The organism is Streptomyces sp. NPDC056738 (genome assembly GCF_042790435.1).
In the GTDB taxonomy this organism is placed as follows: Bacteria; Actinomycetota; Actinomycetes; order Streptomycetales; family Streptomycetaceae; genus Streptomyces.
This window is the reverse complement of sequence record NZ_JBHTZF010000020.1, coordinates 86583-108645: the sequence shown is the minus strand read 5'-3', so window position 1 is coordinate 108645 and position 22063 is coordinate 86583. Positions and strand designations below refer to the sequence as shown.

General features: G+C 72.1%; 19 protein-coding genes. 17 read left to right on the top strand and 2 right to left on the bottom strand.

Translation table 11 applies throughout. The features are described from left to right. Positions 1–20: 20 nt before the first annotated feature. Positions 21–2255: an MMPL family transporter gene (locus ACFRIC_RS37100; protein ID WP_382795659.1), complete on the bottom strand. Its 2235-nt coding sequence runs from the start codon at positions 2253–2255 to the stop codon at positions 21–23. Between the two features lie 134 nt (positions 2256–2389). On the opposite strand from ACFRIC_RS37100, the gene rpe reads away from it, so the two are divergent. The 7 genes from rpe to ACFRIC_RS37065 all read left to right on the top strand — a co-directional run bounded on the left by rpe (position 2390) and on the right by ACFRIC_RS37065 (position 8928). Continuing rightward, a complete protein-coding gene (rpe, locus tag ACFRIC_RS37095; RefSeq protein ID WP_382795657.1) occupies positions 2390–3076 on the top strand; it encodes a ribulose-phosphate 3-epimerase in 687 nt (228 codons plus the stop codon). A 78-nt stretch (positions 3077–3154) separates the two neighbouring features. Next, positions 3155–4198 carry a sugar-binding transcriptional regulator gene (locus tag ACFRIC_RS37090; protein WP_382795654.1) on the top strand — a complete coding sequence of 348 codons (1044 nt, stop codon included), beginning with the start codon at positions 3155–3157 and terminating at the stop codon, positions 4196–4198. Between the two features lie 52 nt (positions 4199–4250). After that, a complete protein-coding gene (locus ACFRIC_RS37085) occupies positions 4251–4697 on the top strand; it encodes a ribonuclease domain-containing protein (protein ID WP_382795652.1) in 447 nt (148 codons plus the stop codon). Continuing rightward, entirely contained in the window at positions 4694–5071 is a 378-nt protein-coding gene (locus ACFRIC_RS37080; RefSeq protein WP_382795649.1) for a barstar family protein, read from the top strand. The genes ACFRIC_RS37085 and ACFRIC_RS37080 overlap by 4 nt, the downstream gene beginning before the upstream one ends. Positions 5072–5178: 107 nt before the next feature. Then, positions 5179–6621, top strand: coding sequence for a GuaB1 family IMP dehydrogenase-related protein (locus ACFRIC_RS37075; RefSeq protein ID WP_382795716.1), 1443 nt, complete (start codon positions 5179–5181; stop codon positions 6619–6621). A 318-nt stretch (positions 6622–6939) separates the two neighbouring features. Next, positions 6940–8421 carry an amino acid permease gene (locus tag ACFRIC_RS37070; RefSeq protein WP_382795646.1) on the top strand — a complete coding sequence of 494 codons (1482 nt, stop codon included), beginning with the start codon at positions 6940–6942 and terminating at the stop codon, positions 8419–8421. Between the two features lie 54 nt (positions 8422–8475). Then, positions 8476–8928 carry an Lrp/AsnC family transcriptional regulator gene (locus ACFRIC_RS37065; protein WP_015661832.1) on the top strand — a complete coding sequence of 151 codons (453 nt, stop codon included), beginning with the start codon at positions 8476–8478 and terminating at the stop codon, positions 8926–8928. Between the two features lie 150 nt (positions 8929–9078). On the opposite strand, the gene ACFRIC_RS37060 is transcribed toward ACFRIC_RS37065, so the two are convergent. Beyond that, positions 9079–9819, bottom strand: coding sequence for a GntR family transcriptional regulator (locus ACFRIC_RS37060; protein WP_382795642.1), 741 nt, complete (start codon positions 9817–9819; stop codon positions 9079–9081). Between the two features lie 210 nt (positions 9820–10029). Here ACFRIC_RS37060 and ACFRIC_RS37055 point away from each other — a divergent pair, with 210 nt between their 5' ends. From ACFRIC_RS37055 to ACFRIC_RS37010, 10 genes are all read left to right on the top strand, one after another. Beyond that, on the top strand, positions 10030–11187 hold the full coding sequence (locus ACFRIC_RS37055; RefSeq protein WP_382795639.1) for an ABC transporter substrate-binding protein: 1158 nt from the start codon (positions 10030–10032) through the stop codon (positions 11185–11187). Further along, a complete protein-coding gene (locus tag ACFRIC_RS37050) occupies positions 11184–12089 on the top strand; it encodes an ABC transporter permease (RefSeq protein ID WP_382795636.1) in 906 nt (301 codons plus the stop codon). The genes ACFRIC_RS37055 and ACFRIC_RS37050 overlap by 4 nt, the downstream gene beginning before the upstream one ends. Next, positions 12077–12895 (top strand): ABC transporter permease, encoded by an 819-nt coding sequence (locus ACFRIC_RS37045; RefSeq protein WP_382795633.1) that lies wholly within the window; start codon positions 12077–12079, stop codon positions 12893–12895. The genes ACFRIC_RS37050 and ACFRIC_RS37045 overlap by 13 nt, the downstream gene beginning before the upstream one ends. A gap of 2 nt (positions 12896–12897) precedes the next feature. Continuing rightward, positions 12898–13959, top strand: a complete 1062-nt coding sequence (locus ACFRIC_RS37040) for an ABC transporter ATP-binding protein (protein ID WP_382795630.1) — start codon at positions 12898–12900, stop codon at positions 13957–13959. Positions 13960–14248: 289 nt separating this feature from the next. Further along, the gene (locus ACFRIC_RS37035) at positions 14249–15769 is read left to right on the top strand and encodes an HAD-IA family hydrolase (RefSeq protein WP_382795713.1); all 1521 of its coding nucleotides are present in this window, start codon (positions 14249–14251) and stop codon (positions 15767–15769) included. 142 nt (positions 15770–15911) lie between these two features. After that, positions 15912–18221 (top strand): nitrate- and nitrite sensing domain-containing protein, encoded by a 2310-nt coding sequence (locus tag ACFRIC_RS37030; RefSeq protein ID WP_382795627.1) that lies wholly within the window; start codon positions 15912–15914, stop codon positions 18219–18221. Then, positions 18211–18714, top strand: a complete 504-nt coding sequence (locus ACFRIC_RS37025; RefSeq protein ID WP_382795624.1) for a roadblock/LC7 domain-containing protein — start codon at positions 18211–18213, stop codon at positions 18712–18714. Before ACFRIC_RS37030 ends, ACFRIC_RS37025 begins: the two co-directional genes overlap by 11 nt. 7 nt (positions 18715–18721) lie before the next feature. Next, positions 18722–19102, top strand: coding sequence for a DUF742 domain-containing protein (locus tag ACFRIC_RS37020; RefSeq protein ID WP_382795621.1), 381 nt, complete (start codon positions 18722–18724; stop codon positions 19100–19102). A 336-nt stretch (positions 19103–19438) separates the two neighbouring features. Then, the gene (locus ACFRIC_RS37015; RefSeq protein WP_382795619.1) at positions 19439–20245 is read left to right on the top strand and encodes a carbon-nitrogen hydrolase family protein; all 807 of its coding nucleotides are present in this window, start codon (positions 19439–19441) and stop codon (positions 20243–20245) included. A 77-nt stretch (positions 20246–20322) separates the two neighbouring features. Continuing rightward, positions 20323–22017: a flavin monoamine oxidase family protein gene (locus tag ACFRIC_RS37010; RefSeq protein ID WP_382795616.1), complete on the top strand. Its 1695-nt coding sequence runs from the start codon at positions 20323–20325 to the stop codon at positions 22015–22017. Positions 22018–22063 lie beyond the last annotated feature (46 nt).

Here is a 22063-nt window from a genome sequence, read left to right as displayed (position 1 = left end):
GGCGCTCCCGGCCCGCGCCGTCAGTCCGGTGGCCGGGGCGGTCCCGTGGTGTCGCCCGCGTCCTCCGCGTCCGGGGTTCCCGCGGGCCCGGGGGAGGCCGCGAGCTCTCCGGCCCCGGCCGGCTCCGGCGCCCCGGCGGCGCGGGAGCCGCCGTCCTCGTGCGCGAGCCGTGCGGGCCACCACACCTTCGGGCCTACGTCGAGGAAGAGCGCGGTGACCAGCACCGAGCGCACCACGAAGGTGTCCAGGAGGACGCCGAGCGCGACCGCGAAGCCGATCTCCGCGAACCCGACGATCGGCAGGGTGCCCAGTGCCGCGAACGTGCCCGCGAGGACCAGGCCTGCCGAGGTGATCACCGCCCCGGTGGTGGCCAGGCCCGTCACCACGCCCTGCCGGGTGCCGTGCCGGACCGCCTCCTCGCGGATGCGGGTGGTCAGGAAGATGTTGTAGTCGATGCCGAGCGCCACCAGGAACACGAAGACGAACAGCGGGAAGGCCACGTCCTCGCCCGCGTAGTCGAAGACGTGCCGGAAGGCCAGCGCGCTCACGCCGAGCGCGGTCGCCAGCGACAGCACCACGGTCCCGATCAGCAGGAGCGGGGCGATCAGCGCGCGCAGCAGGACGCTCAGGACCAGCAGGACCACGACCAGGACGAGCGGGATGACGAGATAGTTGTCGTGCGTCTGGGCGTTCTCCATGTCCAGCAGGGCCGCCGAGCCGCCGCCCACCTTCGCGTCGGCGTCCGGCACGGCGTGCACCGCGTCGCGGACCCGCTCCACGGTGTCCTTCGCCGCCGTGCTGTCGGCGGGGGCGCGGGTGGTCGCCTCGAACAGCACCTTGCCGTCGTGCACGGGCGCGGTGCCCGGTGGCACCCCGATGCTCGACGTGACCACGCCCGGGTCCGCCGCCACGGCCTCGCCGACCTGTCTGCCCTGGGCCGTGTTGGACACGATGACCAGCGGATCACCGTCGCCCGCGGGGAAGTAGCGCGCCGACACCTCCTGGCCGACGATCGAGTCCGGTTTCCCGGTGAACTGGTCGGCGTTGGGGATGCCCGCGGCGCGGAGCTGGATGAGGCCGAGGGACAGCAGCCCGAGCGCCAGCGCGGTGGCGACCCAGAAGGTCCGGGGGCGGCGGGCGATCCGCCCGCCCATGCGCGCCCAGACACCGCTCCTGGTCGGATCGGCCGAGCCGAGGTGCGGGACGGCGGGCCAGAAGATCCAGCGCCCGAAGACGATCAGCAGCGCGGGGAACAGCGTGAGCATGGCGATCAGGGCGACGGCCACGCCGATGGCCGCGACCGGACCGAGGCCCCGCGTCGAGTTCATCTCGGCGACCAGGAGCACCAGCATGCTGAGCACGACCGTCGCGCCCGAGGCGAGGATGGCGGGACCGGCCCGGTTCATCGCGAGCTTCATCGCCTCGTGCCGGTCCTCGTGCCGGCGCAGTTCCTCGCGGTAGCGGGCGACCAGCAGCAGGGCGTAGTCGGTCCCCGCGCCGAAGACGAGCACGGTGAGGATGCCCGCGCTCTGGCCGTTGACGGTCAGACCGGCGTGCTTCGCCAGCAGATAGATCAGCGCCTGGGCCGTGAACAGGGCGACGACCACGCCGAGCAGCGGGACGAACAGCAGGATCGGGCTGCGGAAGGTGATCAGCAGCATCACGATGACGACGGCCATCGCGGCGAACAGGAGCGTGGAGTCGATGCCCTCGAAGGCCTTGGAGGAGTCGGCCGCCGTGCCGCCGGGCCCGGTGATGTGCACCGAGAGCCCGTCGCCGCCCTTGCCGACCTGGTCACGGATGGAGTCGACGGCGGGGGCGATGCGCTGCCAGCCGGCCGCGTCCATGGTGATCGGGACGTAGATCTGCGCGGCGCGCGGGTCGCCCTGCCGGTCGAAGACCGGACCGCGGGTCTCGGCGCCCCGGATGCCGTGGTCCCGCAGCGTCTTGAGCTGCTGTACGTCCTCGGAGATCTGGCGCCGGTCCTGGACCGTCAGACCGTCGGGGCGCGCGTAGACGACGACCGCGGGGATCTGCTCGGGCCTGAACCCGTTCGAGATGTCGAGGACCTGGGTGGATTCGGCGGAGCCCGGCAGCCAGGACTGCGCGTCGTTGTCCTGGGCGTCGCTGAGCTTCGATCCGAGGGGTGCCACGAAGAGGAGCACCAGCAGCCACAGGGCGAGAACCAGCCACTTGGACCGCCGGCCGCACACGACTCCGATGGCTCCCTGCTTCCAGGCGTCGAGCCGCTTCATGCCCACCCCCGAGACCGGACGCAGCGCCGCTGGGCCGTCCAGGATGGCACGGCGGGGGGCCGTACGGCAGTCGCGGGACGATCCAGGTCCGGACCGGGGCGGGCAACGGGCCCGGGGCATGGCAGTCTTGGGGCATGGCCGCGCAGATCAACCCCAGCATCCTGTCCGCCGACTTCGCCCGCCTTGCCGAGGAGGCAAGGGCGGTGGAAGGCGCGGACTGGCTCCATGTCGACGTCATGGACAACCATTTCGTACCGAACCTCACCCTCGGGGTGCCGGTCGTAGAGTCTTTGGCCCGTGCGACGGACACTCCGCTGGACTGCCATCTGATGATCGAGGACGCCGATCGGTGGGCGCCCCAGTACGTGGAAGCCGGTGCCGGCTCCGTCACCTTCCATGTCGAGGCGGCCGCCGCGCCCGTCCGGCTCGCCCGGGAGATCCGGGCCAAGGGGGCCCGCGCCTCCATGGCGCTCAAGCCGGCGACCCCCATCGAGCCGTACGAGGATCTGCTGCCCGAGCTCGACATGCTGCTGATCATGACCGTCGAGCCCGGATTCGGGGGCCAGGCCTTTCTTGACATCATGCTCCCCAAGATCCGCCGCACGCGCGAGTTGATCAGCAAGCACGGCCTGGAACTGTGGCTCCAGGTCGACGGCGGCGTCTCGGCCTCGACCATCGAGCGCTGCGCGGAGGCGGGCGCCGACGTGTTCGTCGCCGGTTCGGCGGTGTACGGGGCGGCGGACCCCGCCCAGGCGGTACGTGCACTGCGCACCCAGGCCGAGGAGGCGACGACCCGTGCGTCGTGGGCGTGCGACCACTGAGCCAAGGGAACGTGAACGCCGCCCATCAGGGCGGATCAAGTGCGCCGGATCTGCAAGGATGAACGGCGAATCCAGAGTGTGAACAGAAGTGAGGAGATCGCCGTGTCGGGTATGTCGGCGGGCCGGTCAGCCATGCGGATGGGACCCGCTGAGCTGGTCCAGGCGGCGGCCATGGCCCGCCGCTTCTACCTCGAGGGCAAATCCAAGATCCAGATCGCCGAGGAGTTCGGCGTCAGCCGCTTCAAGGTGGCCCGGGTCCTGGAGACCGCTCTCGAACGGGATCTCGTGAGGATCGAGATCCGCGTCCCCGCCGAGCTCGACGCGGAGCGCTCGGACGCGCTGCGGGCCCGCTACGGCCTGCGGCACGCCGTGGTCGTCGAGTCCCCGGCCGAGGCCGAGGAGTCGCCCGACCCGGAGAACCTCGGCGAGGTGGCCGCCGACCTGCTCGGCGAGCTCGTCAACGAGGGCGATGTGCTGGGTCTGGCCTGGGGCCGCTCCACGATCCACATGGCGGCCGCGCTGGACCGGCTCCCGCCGTGCACCGTCGTGCAGCTGACGGGTGTGTACGACGCCGGGACCGCCGAACGCGGCTCCGTCGAGGCCGTACGGCGTGCCGCGCAGGTGTCGGGCGGTGACGCCCACCCCATCTACGCGCCGATGCTGCTGCCCGACGCGGCCACCGCGGCGGCGCTGCGCAACCAGACGGGGATCGCCCGCGCCTTCGAGTACTTCGACAAGGTCACGGTCGCCTGCGTCTCCATCGGCTCCTGGGAGCCCGGCATCTCCACGGTGCACGACATGCTCAGCGACGAGGAGCGCGCGCACTACGCCTCGCTCGGTGTCGCCGCCGAGATGTCCGCGCACCTCTTCGACGCCGAGGGCCGCCGGGTCGGGCGCGACCTGGGCGAACGCTGCATCACGGTCGAGGCCGACCGGCTGCGCCGTATCCCCGAGGTCGTCGCCATAGCGGGCGGACACCGCAAGGCGGCCGCCATCGACGCGGTGCTGCGGTCCGGGCTGGTCACCAGCCTGGTCACGGACACCGCGGCCGCTGACGCGCTGATGACGGCGGGCCCGCCCCCGCGTCCGGCGCTGAACCGGGCGGACCCGGACGGGCCCTGAGGACGCCACGCGAAGCGCGCCCCGAGGGGGCGGCCGTGGCAGCATCGACGTCATGCTGCTGCGGTCGCCCCCTCGGGCGTTCACGGTCCGCCTGTTCGCGGGACTGCTGGTCTGTCTGACCGTCCTGCTGACGGGCTGCTCGGCGACGGGCGGGGCCGGTCCAGGCGACTCGGCGGCCACCGCCGTGAGCCGTTCCGGGCGGGCCCCGTCCTGGGCCGGCGGTCTGCCGGCCGTCTCCGTGGCCGCGCTGCCCGCCGAGGCACGGTCCACCCTCGCCCGCATCGACCGGGGCGGTCCCTTCCCGTACGCCAAGGACGGCACCGTCTTCGGCAACTTCGAGCGCGAACTGCCCGGGCACGCCCGGGGCTACTACCACGAGTACACGGTGCCGACCCCGGGGGAGAGCGACCGGGGGGCCCGGCGCATCGTCACCGGGCGGGGCGGGGAGATCTTCTACACCGACGATCACTACAACTCCTTCAAGGCGGTTCTGAGATGACGCACGGTCCGCTCGCGGTGGTGTGCCGTTCGGCCGGGTGGCAGGTCACCGAACTCGACCTCACCGGGGTGCTCGACAAGAGCGCCTTCATGGAGCGCTGTGTCCGCGCCCTCGACCTGCCGGAGTGGTTCGGACGGAACTGGGACGCGCTCGGCGACCTCCTGGGCGACCCCGACTGGGGACCGGCCACTCCGGGCAGACTCATCGTGGTGACCGGCTGGCGCCCCTACGCGCGGACCCGGCCCGACGAGTGGGAGACCGTGCAGGCGGTCCTGGCGACGGCCAGCGGCTACTACCAGGAGGCCGACGCGGCGCTCTCGGTCGTCCTCTCCCTTGGAGGATCCGACCAATTGCCCCCTGACCAGCCTGGATGATCCGCCTGGGGACCTCGTGCCGGCCGACATGGGACAATGAAGTACGTGCTCTTCCCCCTGGCTGACCTGTCCGGGGGCCACCTCTGATCGACTGGGATGTGCAGCACGTGCGTTTCCTCAACGACATCCAGCCCCCGTACGACCTGACGTACGACGACGTCTTCATGGTGCCCAGCCGCTCGGCCGTCGGCTCGCGTCAGGCGGTGGACCTCACCTCTCCGGACGGCACCGGCACCACGATCCCGCTCGTCGTCGCCAACATGACGGCGATCGCCGGCCGCCGGATGGCCGAGACCGTCGCCCGCCGCGGTGGCCTTGTCGTCATTCCGCAGGACATTCCGATCGAGGTGATCACCGAGGTCGTCTCCTGGGTCAAGGGGCGCCACCTGGTGCTCGACACCCCGATCGTCCTCGCGCCCCACCAGACCGTCGCCGACGCGCTGTCGCTGCTGCCCAAGCGCGCGCACAACGCGGGCGTCGTCGTCGACGAGGACGGCCGCCCCGTCGGCGTGGTGACCGACACCGACCTCACCGGCGTGGACCGCTTCAGCCAGCTCTCCGAGGTCATGTCCAAGGACCTGCTGCTCCTCGACGCGGACATCGAGCCGCGTGAGGCGTTCAACCGGCTCGACGCCGCCAACCGCCGCTACGCCCCCGCCGTGGACGCGGACGGCAAGCTGGCCGGCATCCTGACCCGCAAGGGCGCCCTGCGCGCCACGCTGTACTCGCCCGCCACCGACGCGAACGGCCGGCTGCGCATCGCCGCCGCCGTCGGCATCAACGGCGACGTGGAGGGCAAGGCCAAGCAACTGCTGGACGCGGGCGTCGACACGCTCGTCATCGACACGGCGCACGGCCACCAGGAGTCGATGATCAGCGCCGTCAGGACCGTGCGCGCGCTGGACCCGCGGGTGCCGATCGTCGCAGGCAACATCGTCGCCGCCGAGGGCGTCAAGGACCTGATCGACGCGGGCGCCGACATCATCAAGGTCGGCGTGGGCCCCGGTGCCATGTGCACGACCCGCATGATGACCGGCGTCGGCCGGCCGCAGTTCTCCGCCGTCATGGAGTGCGCGGCCGAGGCCAAGAAGTACGGCAAGCACGTGTGGGCCGACGGCGGTGTCCGCCACCCCCGTGACGTCGCGATGGCGCTGGCCGCCGGCGCGTCCAACGTCATGATCGGCTCCTGGTTCGCGGGCACGTACGAGTCCCCGGGCGACCTGCACCAGGACGCGAGCGGACGTCTGTACAAGGAGTCGTTCGGCATGGCGTCCGCGCGGGCCGTCAAGAACCGCACCAGCGAGGAGTCCGCGTACGACCGGGCCCGCAAGGCGCTGTTCGAGGAGGGCATCTCCACCTCGCGGATGTTCCTCGACCCGTCCCGTCCGGGCGTCGAGGACCTGATCGACTCGATCATCGCGGGCGTCCGTTCCTCCTGCACCTACGCGGGCGCCAACTCCCTGGAGGAGTTCGCGCAGAACGCGATCGTGGGCATCCAGAGCGCCGCCGGCTACGCCGAGGGCAAGCCGCTGCACGCGAGCTGGAGCTGATCCACCGCCCTTCCCGTACGGCCCCCGCTCCCCTGCCGGGAGCGGGGGCCGTACGCGTGGGAGGGCCCCCGTTCCCGGCCGGAAGTCGCCTCGCGCAACCATCGAAAAGGCCCGCGCAACGAACACGCGCCGGGATGGGATGAACGCAACGATCTTGCGGAGATGCGCAAGGTTGCTGCATTACGCCCGGGAAGCCCGAACTCATAGGGTCGGGCGCTGTACACAGGCGTGGCGGGAACCCCGCTCGGCGGGTCCCGGCTGTCAGGGGTGCCGCCGGTTCCCGTCCTCTTCGACCGGCAGCGATGAAGGAGCCAGCGCGTGCTCGATCAAGGCGCACCCCCGCAGTCCCCACCCACGTCCGCCCCGCCCGCCGCGGGTCTCGGCGCGCGCCTCATGCGCCGCAAGCCGGTGGAACGCCTGGTGCAGGAGGGCGGACACGGCGAGGGCGGCTCGCTGCGGCGCTCCCTCGGAATGTGGCAGCTCACCATGATCAGCATCGGTGCCACGCTCGGCACCGGCATCTTCGTGGTCCTCGGCGAGGCCGTCCCCAAGGCCGGACCCGCGGTCACCCTGTCCTTCGTCATCGCGGGTCTCACGGCCCTCTTCTCCGCCCTCTCCTACGCGGAGCTCGCCGGCACGATCCCGGTCGCCGGATCCTCGTACTCGTACACGTACGCCACGATGGGCGAGCTGATCGCCTGGATCTGCGGCTGGTGTCTGGTCCTGGAGTACGGCGTCTCGGTCGCGGCCGTCGCGGTCGGCTGGGGCGAGTACCTGAACGAGCTGCTCGACGGCACCATCGGCGTCACCATCCCGGACGCCCTCTCCGCGCCGCCCGGCGACGGCGGCATCTTCAACCTGCCCGCGCTGATCGTCGTCCTGCTCGCGATGGCGTTCCTGCTCGGCGGAGCCCGCGAGTCGGCGCGCGCCAACACGATCATGGTGGCCGTGAAGATCGCCGCGCTGGTGCTGTTCTGCGCGATCGGCGTCCAGGGTCTGCGCTCCGGCAACTACGAGCACTTCATGCCGCTCGGCATGGCGGGCGTCAGCGCCGCCGGCGCCACCCTGTTCTTCTCCTACATCGGCTTCGACGCCGCCTCCACCGCCGGTGAGGAGGCCAAGGACCCGCAGCGCGACCTGCCGCGCGCGATCATGCTCTCGCTGGTCATCGTGACCGCCCTGTACGTCCTCGTCGCCGCCGTCGCCGTCGGCGCGAAGCCCTGGCGGCAGTTCGGCGACTCGGAGGCCGCGCTCGCCGAGATCATGAAGGACGTCACCGGGCAGACCTTCTGGGGCACCCTGCTGGCGGCCTGCGCCGTCATCGCCATCGCCAGTGTCGTGCTGACCGTGCTGTACGGCCAGACGCGCATCCTGTTCGCCATGGCCCGGGACGGTCTGGTGCCCAAGGTGTTCGCCCGGGTCCACCCGAAGACCGGCACGCCCCGCGCGAACACGGTCATCGTCTCGCTGTTCTGCGGTGTCCTCGCCGCCGCGATCCCGCTCGGCCAGCTCGCCGACGCCACCAGCATCGGCACGCTGTTCGCGTTCGCGCTGGTGAACGTCGCCGTCGTGGTGCTGCGCCGGACGCGCCCGGCCATGCGCCGTACTTTCCGGGTTCCGCTCGCGCCGGTGCTGCCCGCGATCGGCTTCCTGCTGTGCGTGTGGATGATGGCCAGTCTCTCGGCCGTCACCTGGGTGGTCTTCGGCGTCTGGATGGCCGTCGGGCTCGTGTTCTACTTCAGTTACGGCTACCGCAAGTCCCGGATGGCGACAGCGGAAGCCGTCGCCGAGCAGCCGTAGGACCCGTAGCGGAACCGTCTCAGGAACCCCTCGCAGAAAAGTGAACCACCCGCAGTGCTGAACGATCTCGACGAACGCATCGTGCACGCCCTCGCCGAGGACGCCCGCCGCTCCTACGCGGACATCGGGCAACTGGTCGGCCTGTCCGCGCCCGCCGTGAAGCGGCGGGTCGACCGGCTGCGGGCCACCGGGGCCATCACCGGGTTCACCGTACGGGTGGACCCGGCGGCGCTCGGCTGGGAGACCGAGGGGTTCGTCGAGATCTACTGCCGCCGGAACACCTCTCCCGAGACCATCCAGCGAGGTCTGGAGCGGTATCAGGAGGTCGTGGCCGCCTCCACCGTCACCGGGGAGGCGGACGCGGTGGTCCAGGTGTTCGCCTCCGACATGCGGCACTTCGAGCGGGTGCTCGAACGGATCGCGGGGGAGCCGTTCGTGGAACGGACGAAGTCCGTTCTGGTGCTTTCGCCGCTGCTGCGGAGGTTCTCCTCGGGGTCACCCACGTAGTCGGCGTCCCCACAACTGCTCTCACGCCCGCCGGGGGTGGGGTTCTCGCCGTCGGTGGGCGCGGGCGGTGTGTGGCCGGGCGCGCAGTTCCCCGCGCCCCTTACGGGCGCCCCCCGTGGCCCTGACGGGCGCTCCCCTGGCCGGCGTTGGTCATTCCGCCGTCTTTCTCGCCAGGGCGTTGTTGCCGATCGAGTTGTGGACGCTGAAGCTCACCGCGTCCGAGCGGTAGCGGTCGTCGGACCATTCCACCGGGCGGCCCTCGCGGGTGGTGGTGACCCGGCGGACACGCAGCAGGGGGCTGGTGCGGCGGACGCCGAGGAGGTCGGCGTCCTGGGCGCTCGCCGCGACGGCGTCGATGACGTGCTCGCCGTACGCGAAGACCAGACCGGTGTCCTCCAGGAGCCGCTGGGTGACGGAGGGGCAGTCCGGTTCGATCGCCGCGACGGCGGGGGAGATCCAGTCCGCGTACACCGTGCGTTCGACGAGCACCGGTTCGCCGTCCAGGCCGCGCACCCGCAGCACGTGCAACACCGCTGTCTTCTCGGGGAGTTGGAGGCGCACGGCGTCCTCCGCGGTCGCCGGGCGGTACTCCTGCGCCACCACGTGGCCCGTGGCCTCGCGCCCCATCGCCCGCGCCCACTGGGCGAAGCTGCGCAATTCGGCGAAGCTCTGGCTGCGACGGCCGGCGAGGACCACGCGCCGGGCGCCCTGGCGCGACCCGATGAGCCCCTCGGCGGTCAGGGCCGCGACGGCCTGGCGGACCGTGCCGCGCGAGACGCCGTAGTGGGCCGCGAGGTCGGTCTCCGCCGGCAGCAGACTGCCCACGGTGTACTCCTCGCGGTCGATCGCCCGCCGCAGCTCCTCGGCGATCTCCTCGTGTCGCGCCGTCATTCTTCCCCTCTGGTTCAACCGCTGTGCACAGCCTGATCAGCCTAATCGACAGCGGACGGTGATCCGCCCCGGCTGGAATTGTGCAGGGAATAGGGGGTCGCGGTTTCACCGACGTTCACGAACAGGACACCATCGGCGGGCCTACTGAGGCCAACTTGTTCAGACAAGTTCTCCGCTCATCCCACCCTCGTGCGTCACCCTGGAGAGACCGTGACCGTGTTCCTGCCGAGGACCGCCCTCCTCACCGGCGGCCTCGCCGTCGCCGCTGCGCTCACCCTGAGCGCCTGCGGCGCCGCTCCCGACGACAAGGCGACCACCGCCGACGGCAAGAGCGCGGCCACCGCGACCTCCGCCGCGGACTTCGGCGGTCTCGACGCCCTCACCAAGGCCGCGAAGAAGGAGGGCACGCTGCACGCGATCGCCCTTCCCCGCGACTGGGCCAACTACGGCGCGCTCATCGACGGCTTCACCAAGAAGTACGGCATCAAGATCCAGGTCGAGACCCCCGACGGCTCCAGCCAGGACGAGATCAACGCCGTCACCTCGCGCAAGGGCCAGGACCGCGCCCCCGACGTCCTCGACCTCGGCAGCTCCTTCGCGCTGAGCGCGGCCCAGCAGGGCCTGCTCGCCCCGTACAAGGTCGCCGCCTTCGGTGACCTCCCCGAGGGCCAGAAGGACACCGCGGGCCGCTGGTTCAACGACTACGGCGGCTACATCTCGATCGGCTGCGACGCCAAGAAGGTCAAGGAGTGCCCGACGACCTTCAAGGACCTGCTCAAGCCGCAGTACAAGGGCCAGGTCGCGCTCAACGGCAACCCCACCAAGTCCGGCTCGGCGTTCGGCGGCGTGTACGCGGCCGCGCTGGCGAACGGCGGCTCCTTCGACGACATCCAGCCCGGCCTCGACTTCTTCGCCGAGCTGAAGAAGAACGGCAACTACACGCCCGTCGAGTCGACCCCGGCCACCGTCGAGAAGGGCGAGACGCCCATCAGCATCGACTGGGACTACCTCAACGCCGGATACGCCGACGAGTTCAAGGCCAAGGGCCTCGACTGGAAGGTCGCCATCCCCTCCGACGGCCAGTACGCCCAGTACTACTCCCAGGCCATCAACAAGGACGCCCCGCACCCCGCGGCCGCCCGCCTGTGGCAGGAGTACCTCTACAGCGCCGAGGGCCAGAACCTGTGGCTCAAGGGATACGCCCGCCCGGCCCTGATGACCGCGATGGACAAGGCCGGCACGCTCGACAAGACCGCCGCCGCCAAGCTCCCCGCCGTCTCGGGCACCCCGAGCTTCCCGACCGAGGACCAGCAGAGCAAGGCCAAGACCGTGCTCGCCCAGGGCTGGGGCAAGGCCGTCTCCGGATGACCACCGCTCTCACCGAGGCCCCGGCCGACGTGACGACCGCCGCTGCCCCCGGGCAGCGGCGGCGCCGCGCCACCGGCCCGCTCGCCGTCCTCCCGCTGCTCGCCTTCGTGGCGATCTCCTTCGGCGTCCCCGCGCTCGCCATGCTGAACGGCGCCTTCACCGTCAAGGACCAGGCCACCGGCGCCACTTCGTACACCACGGCGAACCTGACCGGCTCGTTCCAGGGCGCCTACCTGACCGCGCTCGTGGGCAGCGTCAAACTGTCCGCCGTCTCCGCCGGACTCGCGACCCTGCTCGGACTGCCGCTCGCGCAGGCCGTGGTGACCTCTCGCTTCCGCGCGCTGCGCGAGGCCGTGCTCACCGCCTCCGGCGTCCTCGCCAACTTCGGCGGCGTCCCGCTCGCCTTCGCCTTCGTCGCCACCCTCGGCAACTCCGGTGTACTCACGAGCCGCCTGAACCTCACCGAACATGGCTGGAACCTCTACAGCTTCTGGGGCCTGGTCGTCGTCTACCTGTACTTCCTGATCCCGCTCATGGTCCTCACCATCACGCCCGCCCTCGACGGCCTGCGCTCCCAGTGGCGCGAGGCGGCACGGAACAACGGCGCGACCTCGGCGCAGTACTGGAGGCACGTGGCCCTGCCGGTCCTCGCGCCCTCGCTCCTCGGCGGGCTCGTGCTCCTCTTCGGCAGCGCCTTCGCCGCGTACGCCACGGCCGCCGCCATGGTGGGCAGCGCGGTGCCGCTGGTCACCCTGCAGATCGCCGACGCCATCTCCGGCAACGTGCTGGTCGGCCAGGAGAACGTGGCACTCGCCCTCAGCCTCGACATGGTCCTCATCGCGGGTCTGGTCATGGCCGTGTACCTGCCCCTGCAACGACGGAGCGCGCGATGGCTCGCCTGAACCCGTGGCGCTGGGTGGTCCTCGCCCTCGCCGCGCTGTACTTCCTGGTGCCCCTGGCCGCCTCCGTGGTCTTCACGGTCGACGTGCCGGGACAGGGCGTCACCCTCGACGCCTACACCTCGATCGTGTCCGCCGACGGCTTCGTCCCCAGCCTGCTGCTCTCGCTGGAACTCGCCGCCGCGACCATCGCCGTCGTGCTGCTCCTGATGGTGCCCGCCATGGTCGCGCTGCGGCTCGGCTCGCCCCGGCTGCGGCCCGTGGTGGAGGTGGTGTGCTCCCTGCCCCTCGTCGTGCCGCCGATCGCGTTCGTCGCCGGCATCTCCACCGTCCTCAAGTGGGGGCCCGAACACCTCTCGCGCACCCCGCTGTTCCAGACCTTCGTGGCGATCCAGGACCCGGGCTTTCCCGTCGTCCTCGTCCTCGCGTACGTCGTGATGGCGCTGCCGTTCGTGTACCGGGCCCTGGACGCGGGACTGCGCGCCATGGACGTGCGCACCCTCGTCGAGGCCGCCCGGAGCTGCGGCGCGAGCATGCCGCAGGCGCTCGTGCGGGCGGTGCTGCCCAATCTGCGCGGCGCGCTGCTCAACGCCTCCTTCCTCACCCTGGCCCTGGTGCTAGGTGAGTTCACGGTCGCGAGCCTGCTCGGCTACCAGCCGTTCGCCGTGTGGATCTACAGCGTCGGCGGCTCGCAGGCCCAGATGTCCGTCGCCGTCTCCGTGCTCAGCCTGTTCCTCACCTGGGCACTCCTTCTCGCGCTCGCCGTCCTCGGCGGCCGCTCCCGTACCGCTTCCGCCTCCCGGGGATGAACATGACCGTCGCCACGCTCGACAAGGCCGCCACCGTCGAATTCCGCGGACTCAGGCGGGAGTTCGGTCCGACCGTCGCTCTCGACGGCCTCGACCTCACCGTCCGGCCCGGTGAACTGCTCGCCCTGCTCGGGCCCTCCGGCTGCGGCAAGACCACCGCGCTGCGGATGCTCGCCGGCTTCGAACACCCCGACTCCGGCGAGGTGCTGGTCGACGGCCAGGACATCACCCGGGTCCCGGCGCACCGCCGCGACGCCGGGATGGTCTTCCAGTCGTACAGCCTCTTCCCGCATCTCAGCGCGCTGGACAACGTGGCCTTCGGACTGCGGATGCGCAAGGTGCGCACGGCCGAACGCCGCTCCCGTGCGGCCGAGTTGCTCGACCTCGTGGGCCTCGGGGACAAGGGAGAGCGGTTCCCGCACCAGCTCTCCGGCGGCCAGCAGCAGCGGGTCGCGCTGGCCCGCGCGCTCGCGCTGCGGCCGCGCGTCCTGCTGCTCGACGAGCCGCTGTCGGCGCTGGACGCCAAGGTGCGGCTGTCGCTGCGCGAGGAGATCCGCCGGCTCCAGCTCGAACTCGGCATCACCACCCTGTTCGTGACCCACGACCAGGAAGAGGCCTTGTCCATGGCGGACCGGGTCGCGGTGATGCGGGCCGGGCGGCTGGAGCAGTGCGCGTCGCCCGCCGAGCTGTACGGGCGTCCCGCCACCGCCTTCGTCGCCGAGTTCGTGGGCACGATGAGCCGGATCCCCGGGACTCTTCGCGGCGACGGGGTCGACGTCCTCGGCCGGCGGCTGCCGGTGGACGGGGACGCGCCCGCCCCGGGGGCGGTGGACGTGCTGGTGCGGCCGGAGGCGGTCCGGGTGAGCGCCGACGCCTCGGGGGACGCCCGGGTCGTCGCCACCGCGTTCCTCGGGGCGGCCACGCGGGTGACCGTGCGGCTCGCCGACGGCACCGAGGTCAAGGCCGACCTGGCCACGCACGAGGCCGCGGCGCTCGCGTCCGGCGCCGCCGTGACGGTCACCCTCCCGGACCGGCCCGTTCTGGTCGCCGCGCGTCGCGACTGAGACGCGTCCGGACCGAGGCGTCCGGCGCCGCCCGAACCGCGGGTGCCCGCTCGGGCCCCACAAGCGACGATCGCCCCCTCCGCCCCTGCCCGTCCCTTCCTGGGGCTCCGCCCCAGACCCCGCTCCTCGAACGCCGGAGGGGCTGGATCTTGCCCCGCACCGGAGAAGCAGCCCGAGGGGCTGGATCCTGCCCCGCACCGGGGAAGCAGCCCGAGGGGCTGAACTCTGCCCTGCGTCCGCGAAAGTGGCCGGAGGGGCTGGAAGCTCGATCCCCCCACCCGAGAAAGAGATCACCGTGACCCATCGCACCACCGCCCGGTCCTCCCTCCAAGCCGTTCTGTTCGACATGGACGGCACGCTCGTGGACACCGAGCGGCTCTGGTGGGAGGCGGTGGAGGAGGTGGCCGGCGGGCTCGGGCACGTCCTGACGGGGGCCGATCAGCCGCATGTCCTCGGCCGGCCCGTCGAGCACACCGCCGCCTGGCTGGCCGGGGTCACCGGCGCAGCGGGGGAGGAGACCGCAAGCGAACTGCACCGGCAGTTCGCCGACCGGGTCCGTACGGGCATCGTGCCGCGCCCCGGAGCGAGGGAACTGCTCGACGCGCTCGCCCGTGAGGGTGTGCCCACGGCTCTGGTGACCGCCTCCCCGCGGGCGGTCGCCGACACCGTGCTGGAGGCGCTCGGCGCCGGACGCTTCGCCGTCTCCGTCACCGCCGACGACACCGGGCGCACCAAGCCCGCCCCCGACCCCTACCTCGCCGCCTGCCGCGCCCTGGGGGTCGACCCCGCCGCCTGTGTCGCCGTCGAGGACACCCAGACCGGCGTCACCTCGGCCGAGGCGGCGGGCTGCGCCGTCCTCGCGGTGCCCTCCCTCGCGCCGATCGCGCCCGCCGCCGGCCGCACCGTGCTCGGCAGCCTGGAGGAGGTCTCCCCGGCCCGGCTGCGGGCCATGGTCGCCCCGGGCGAGCTGCGGGTGATGAGCTGGAACCTCTGGTTCGGCGGCACCCGGGTCGACGGGTACCGCGAGAAGCAGCTCAAGGTCATCACGGAGACCGGGGCGGACGTGGTCGGCCTCCAGGAGACGTGCGGGGACGCGGCGCGCGAACTCGCCGAGGCCCTCGGCTGGTACCACCACCGGGCCGGCGACAACCTCGGCGTCATCAGCCGCCACCCGATCACCGCCGCGCTCGGCGACCCCGACGTCGGCTTCTACGGGGGAGCCGGGGTCCGGATCGAACTGCCCGGCGGCCGGCGGGTGGACGTCTGGAGCGTCCACCTCGACTGCGACCCCTACGGTCCCTACGAGGCCCGTTTCGACGGCCTTCCCGCGGCCGCACTGATCGCGCACGAGAGCGGCCGGCTCGCCCGGATGCGGGAGATCCTGCGGCGCGTCGCCGACACCGGCGACGCGTCCGTGCCGGTCGTCCTGACCGGCGACTTCAACGTGCCCTCGCACCTGGACTGGCCGGACGTCGCCTGGCCGGTGACACGGGCCACCGAGGAGGCGGGCCTGCGCGACTCCTACCGGGAGGCGCACCCCGACCCGGTCCGGGACCCGGGACACACCTGGTCGCCCGTCCACACCGAGCACGAGGACGGCAGCGGGCGCCCGGAGCCGCAGGACCGGATCGACTTCGTCCTGCACCGGGGTCTGACGGTCCTCGACTCCCGCACGCTGGTCGCCGGAACCCCCCGGGCCTGGCCGGATGTGGCGGGCAACGACTGGCCCTCCGACCACGCGGCGGTCGTCACCGTGTTCGCCCTGCCCGGCGAGGACGGTCGCGGGACCGGGGACGGAGCGGGTCACTAGTTGAACGTTGAGTCAGTCCGGGCCATTGCGGTCCGGGCGGGCCATCCATTACTTTGAGCCGCGATCGCTACCAGCGAGTAACAGCCGATGGGTTACCAAACGTCACCCGGCCATCCGACCGTCCTGTCGCCCTGGGGAGACCATGCGCTGGCCCATCGGCCGTACGCCCACGGTCCGTTCGCGGATCGTGGCGCTCTCGATCGCTCCCGTGATCGCCCTGATGACCCTGTGGAGCTTCGCCATGGTGTCGGTCACCGGCGAACTGCGCGCCCTCGTCCGCCTCCAGGACGTCTACGAAGGCTTCGGCACCCCCGTCGACACGGCGGTCGGCCAGATCCAGATCGAACGGCGCCTCGCCGCCGCGTACCTCGGCTCGCGGCACGGGACGCAGCCGGGCGTCGACCTGCTGGCCCAGGAACGCCGCACCGACCGCGCCGTGACCGCCCTGCGCGCGGCGGTCCGCGACGGGGACCGCGGCCTGCTCTCCGGCGGCCAGCGGCACGCGCTCGACACCATGCTCGACTCCGTCGACCGGCTGGAGGGACTGCGCGGCCGGGTACTGGCGCACCACGTCACCTGGGACCGGGCCGTGGCCGAATACAGCGCCCTGGTCGAACCGGGCTTCGACGTCGAGTCCGCGCTCACCGCGCTCCAGGCGGGACAGCTCGCCCGTGAGGCGCAGGTCGTCGTCGAACTGGTGCGGGTACGGGAGTTCGTCTCGCGCGAGGACGCGCTCGTCGCCGGGGCACGGGCCGCCGGAACGCTCACCGACCGCCAGTACGACACCCTCACCGCGACCATCGAGGACCGCCGGGTCTTCGAGCAGACCTACGTCCCCGACCTGCCGGCCGACTCGCGTGCCCTCTTCGAGACCTTCCAGCGCGACGGCCTCCACCAGGAGCTGACCCGGGACGAGGACGCCCTGCTGCGCGCGGGCGCCCACCGGGCCGGCGAGGCCGTCGCGGCCGGCTCCTGGCGCACCACCACCGACCGTGCCGTCAAGCGGTACATGCGGCTGTGCACCCAGTCCGCGATCAACTCCGCGGCCCGCGGAAAGGCCTTCGCCTACCGGGAGTTCGCCAAGGCCGCGATCGTCGGCGTGCTGGGACTGGCCGCCGTCGCCCTGTCCCTCTGGCTCGCGGTGCGCGGAGCCCGGCGCATCTCACGCCGTCTGGAGTCGCTGCGCGACGCCGCCGACCTGCTGACCAATCGCCAACTGCCGCAGGTCATGGCACGGTTGAGCGCGGGTGAGGAGGTCGACGCGGCGGCCGAGGCGCCCCCGCTCGCGGACGTCGAGGCGGTGGCCGACGAGATCGGCCAGGTCGGCCGGTCCTTCAACACCGCCCGGCTCGCCGCCGTCGAGGCCGCCGTCAAGCAGGCCACCCTGCGCCGCGGGCTGTTCGCGGTCCTCCTGAACATCGCCCGCCGCAACCAGGCGCTCGTCCACCGCCAGCTCAAGCTCGTCGACACGCTGGAACGCCGTACGGACGACCCCGACGTCCTGGACGACCTGTTCCGGATCGACCACCTCACCACCCGCATGCGGCGCCACGCCGAAAGCCTCATCATCCTCTCCGGCTCCGCCCCGGGCCGCCGTTGGCGACGGCCGGTGCCCGTCGCCGAGGTGGTGTCCTCCGCGGTGAGCGAGATCGAGCACTACACCCGCGTCGTGGTCCCCCCGATGCCCGAGGTGGGTGTCGCGGCGGACGCCGTCGCCGACGTCGTGCACCTGATCGCCGAACTCGTCGAGAACGCCACGGTGTTCTCACCGCCCCGCACCCAGGTCACCCTGCGCACCGGGCGGGCCGAGAGCGGGTTCGTCCTGGAGATCGACGACCGGGGTCTCGGTCTCGCGCCCGACCAGATCGACGAGGCCCACCGCACCCTGACCACACCGGAGGACTTCGACCCGACCCGGCACGACAGGCTCGGGCTGTACGTGGTGGGCCGGCTCGCCGCACGGCACGGCATCAAGGTCACGCTGTGCCGCTCCCCGTACGGCGGCACGACGGCCGTGGTGCTGCTCCCGGAGAGCGTGCTCGCACCCGTGGACACCGATCGTCCGGCGCCGGGCCCGGCGCCGGCGGCGCTTCCCACGCGCACCGCCACCGCGGTCCTCCCGGCGCAGCGCACGGCGTCCGAGGAGCGGGAGGACGGCTCCGTACCGCCCGGTGAACCGGCTCCGGAACCCCCCGGGCTGCCCACCCGGGTCCGTCAGCGGGCCCTCGCCCCGGAGCTGCGCACCGCGGCACCGGCGGCCGACGGGACACCGGAACGCGAGATCACGCCGGAGGAGATGCGCGCGGTCTTCGGAGCCTTCCAGCGCGGCCTCGACCGAGGCCGCAAGGGCCTGCCCACCCGGCCGGGGACCGGCGAGCCCGGCTCCGCGCCGTCCGGCCCCGCCCAGAGAACCGACACCGAGGAAGGGACGGACGCCGACGATGCGCCCTGACCAGCTCCCAGAGCAGCCCGCCCGGACCGCTCCGGCCCGGCACCAGGATCCGGCGGTCGGCCACCTCGGGTCCGAGGACGCCGACGAACGGCCCGGCACCGATCTCGGATGGCTGCTCGACGATCTCGTGGCCCGGACCGACCACGTCCGCCAGGCCGTGCTGCTCACCGCCGACGGCCTCCCGCTGAGCTGCTCGGACGGCATGCGCAGACGGGACATCGAGCACCTCGCCGCGGTCTGCTCGGGCTTCCACAGCCTCGCCCTCTCGGTCGGCGACCGCTTCGCCGCGGGCGGGGTCCGCCAGACCATGGTGATGCTGGACGACGCCTACCTCTTCATCACCCCGGCGGGTGACGGGAGCCGGCTCGCCGTGCTCAGCGAGGTGCAGACGGACGTCGGTCAGCTCGCCCACGAGATGGAACTGCTCGTCCGCCGCGTCGGCCGCCACATGGCCGCCGCCGTTCGTTCGGCGGCCGACCCCGCGGGCCGCTGACCCGGCCGTGACCGACGAGCACTGGTACGAGGACGAGACCGGGCCGATGGTGCGGCCCTACACCGTCACCGGGGGCCGCACCCGGCCCTCGGACCGGCACGTCATCGATCTGATGTCGCGGGTCACGGTCCTGGAGACGGGCGCCGGGCAGCCCGGGGTCGACCACGCGGCGGCGGCGCTGCTCGACCTGGCCCGCCGCGGCCCCCGGCCGGTCGTCGAGCTCGCCGCGGACGCCGACCTGCCGCTGACCGTCGTACGGGTCCTGCTCGGCGACCTGGCCGAGGCCGGTCTGCTGAGCATCGACGAGCCCTACCGTCCGCCGGACGGAGCGCCCGCGGCCGACCCGGAACTGCTGCGCGAGATCGTGGAGCGACTGCGCGACCTGTGACGCGCGGTCCGCCGCCGGGGACCCCGGCCACGGGAGACCCCGGGCCGCCGACCCGGGCCGGAGCGGGGCAGTCCGCGGCCAGGCCGGGCCCGGCGGGGGCCGCGTCGGCGCGCGCCGGGACCGATCCCGCCTGTGACCTGCGTCTCCAGGCGCTCGGGACCTTCGGGGCCTTGACCTCGGGGGCGCGTCGAGGTGCGCAACGAATCGCCGCCGGAGGCGGGGGGCACGCAACGAATCGTTCGGTGGCGCGCAACAGGTCCTTCTTGTCCCCCCGAGCCGGCCGACCGTACCGTCTATCTGACCCCCCGAACCCCCTCGTACCGGTGGAGAACCCGCATGCGCACAGCCCTGCTCCAGAGCTCCGGCCGCCCCGGCTCGGTCGTCGAGAACCTCAAGGTCCTCGACGAGGCCGCGGGCCGTGCCGCCGCCGCGGGCGCCGGGCTGATCGTGACGTCGGAGATGTTCCTGACCGGCTACGCCATCGGCGACGACATAGCGCGCCTCGCCGAGCCCGCCGACGGCGACTCCGCCGACGCGGTGGCCGAGATCGCCACCCGGCACGGTGTCGCCGTGGCCTACGGCTACCCCGAGCGCGAGGCCCCCGGGACCGACGCCGGGGGGCCGGTCTTCAACTCCGTGCAGCTCATCTCCGCGGAGGGCACCCGGCTCGCCAACTACCGCAAGACCCACCTCTTCGGCTGCTTCGAGCACGAGCACTTCACGCCCGGCGAGCAGTCCGTCGTCCAGGCGGACCTGGACGGCCTGCGGGTCGGCCTCATGATCTGCTACGACGTCGAGTTCCCGGAGAACGTCCGCGCGCACGCCCTCGCCGGCACCGACCTGCTGCTCGTGCCGACGGCGCAGATGCACCCGTTCCAGTTCGTCGCCGAGTCCGTCGTCCCGGTGCGCGCCTTCGAGAACCAGATGTACGTCGCCTACGTCAACCGCACCGGTCCGGAAGGGGAGTTCGAGTTCGTCGGACTGTCCACCCTGGCCGGCCCCGACGGCATCGCCCGGGTGCGCGCGGGCCGGGGCGAGGAACTGGTCGTGGCCGACGCCGACCCGGTCCTCCTGGCCGCCTCGCGCGAGACGAACCCGTATCTGAAGGACCGCCGCCCCGGCCTCTACGGGTCCCTCGTCTGATCCTCCGCCCCGGCCCGCCCCCGGCCGGTCCGACAAGCCCTCCCCTCACCAGCCTTCGCGCAAGGAGTCCGTACCCCATGACGTCCACCGTGCCCAACGCCGTCCAGCACGCCGACGTGCAGCAGCCGCCGATCACCATGTTCGGCCCGGACTTCCCCTACGCCTACGACGACTTCCTCGCGCACCCCGCGGGCCTCGGGCAGATACCCGCGACCGAGCACGGCACCGAGATCGCGGTGATCGGCGGCGGACTGTCCGGCATCGTGGCCGCGTACGAACTGATGAAGATGGGTCTCAAGCCCGTCGTGTACGAGGCCGACGAGATCGGCGGCCGGCTGCGCACGGTCGGCTTCGAGGGCTGCGACCCCTCGCTGACCGCCGAGATGGGCGCGATGCGCTTCCCGCCCTCCTCCACCGCCCTCCAGCACTACATCGACCTGGTCGGCCTCCGGACCACCCCGTTCCCCAACCCGCTCGCCGAGTCGACGCCCTCGACGGTCGTCGACCTCAAGGGCGAGTCGCACTACGCGACGTCCGTCGACGACCTCCCGCAGGTCTACCGCGACGTCATGAACGCCTGGAACGCGTGCCTGGAGGACGGCGCCGACTTCTCCGACATGAACCAGGCCATGCGCGAGCGCGACGTCCCGCGCATCCGCGAGATCTGGTCGAAGCTCGTCGAGAAGCTCGACAACCAGACCTTCTACGGCTTCCTGTGCGACTCGGAGTCCTTCAAGTCCTTCCGGCACCGCGAGATCTTCGGCCAGGTCGGCTTCGGCACCGGCGGCTGGGACACCGACTTCCCGAACTCCATCCTGGAGATCCTGCGGGTCGTCTACACCGAGGCCGACGACCACCACCGCGGCATCGTCGGCGGCTCCCAGCAGCTCCCGCTGCGTCTGTGGGAGCGCGAGCCGGAGAAGATCGTCCACTGGGCGTACGGCACCTCGCTGTCGACCCTGCACGACGGCGCCCCGCGTCCGGCCGTCACCCGGCTGAACCGCACCGCGGGCAACGGCATCACCGTGACGGACGCGAACGGCGACATCCGCACCTACAAGGCGGCCATCTTCACCGCCCAGTCCTGGATGCTGCTCTCCAAGGTCGCCTGCGACGACTCGCTCTTCCCGATCGACCACTGGACGGCGATCGAGCGCACGCACTACATGGAGTCGAGCAAGCTCTTCGTGCCCGTCGACCGGCCGTTCTGGCTGGACAAGGACGAGGAGACCGGCCGTGACGTCATGTCGATGACGCTCACCGACCGGATGACGCGCGGCACCTACCTCCTCGACGACGGCCCGGACAAGCCCGCCGTCATCTGCCTCTCGTACACGTGGTGCGACGACAGCCTCAAGTGGCTGCCGCTGTCCGCGAGCGAGCGCATGGAGGTCATGCTGAAGTCGCTCGGCGAGATCTACCCGAAGGTCGACATCAGGAAGCACATCATCGGCAACCCGGTGACCGTGTCCTGGGAGAACGAGCCCTACTTCATGGGCGCGTTCAAGGCCAACCTGCCGGGTCACTACCGCTACCAGCGCCGCCTGTTCACGCACTTCATGCAGGACACGCTGCCCGAGGACAAGCGGGGCATCTTCCTCGCGGGCGACGACATCTCCTGGACGGCCGGCTGGGCCGAGGGCGCCGTCCAGACCGCGCTGAACGCGGTCTGGGGCGTCATGCACCAGCTCGGCGGGACGACCGACCCGACCAACCCCGGGCCCGGCGACGTCTACGACGAGATCGCGCCGGTGGAGCTGCCCGAGGACTGATCCTCGCCCCGCGGCGCGGGGGGGGGGGGGGTGTACGGCGAGATCC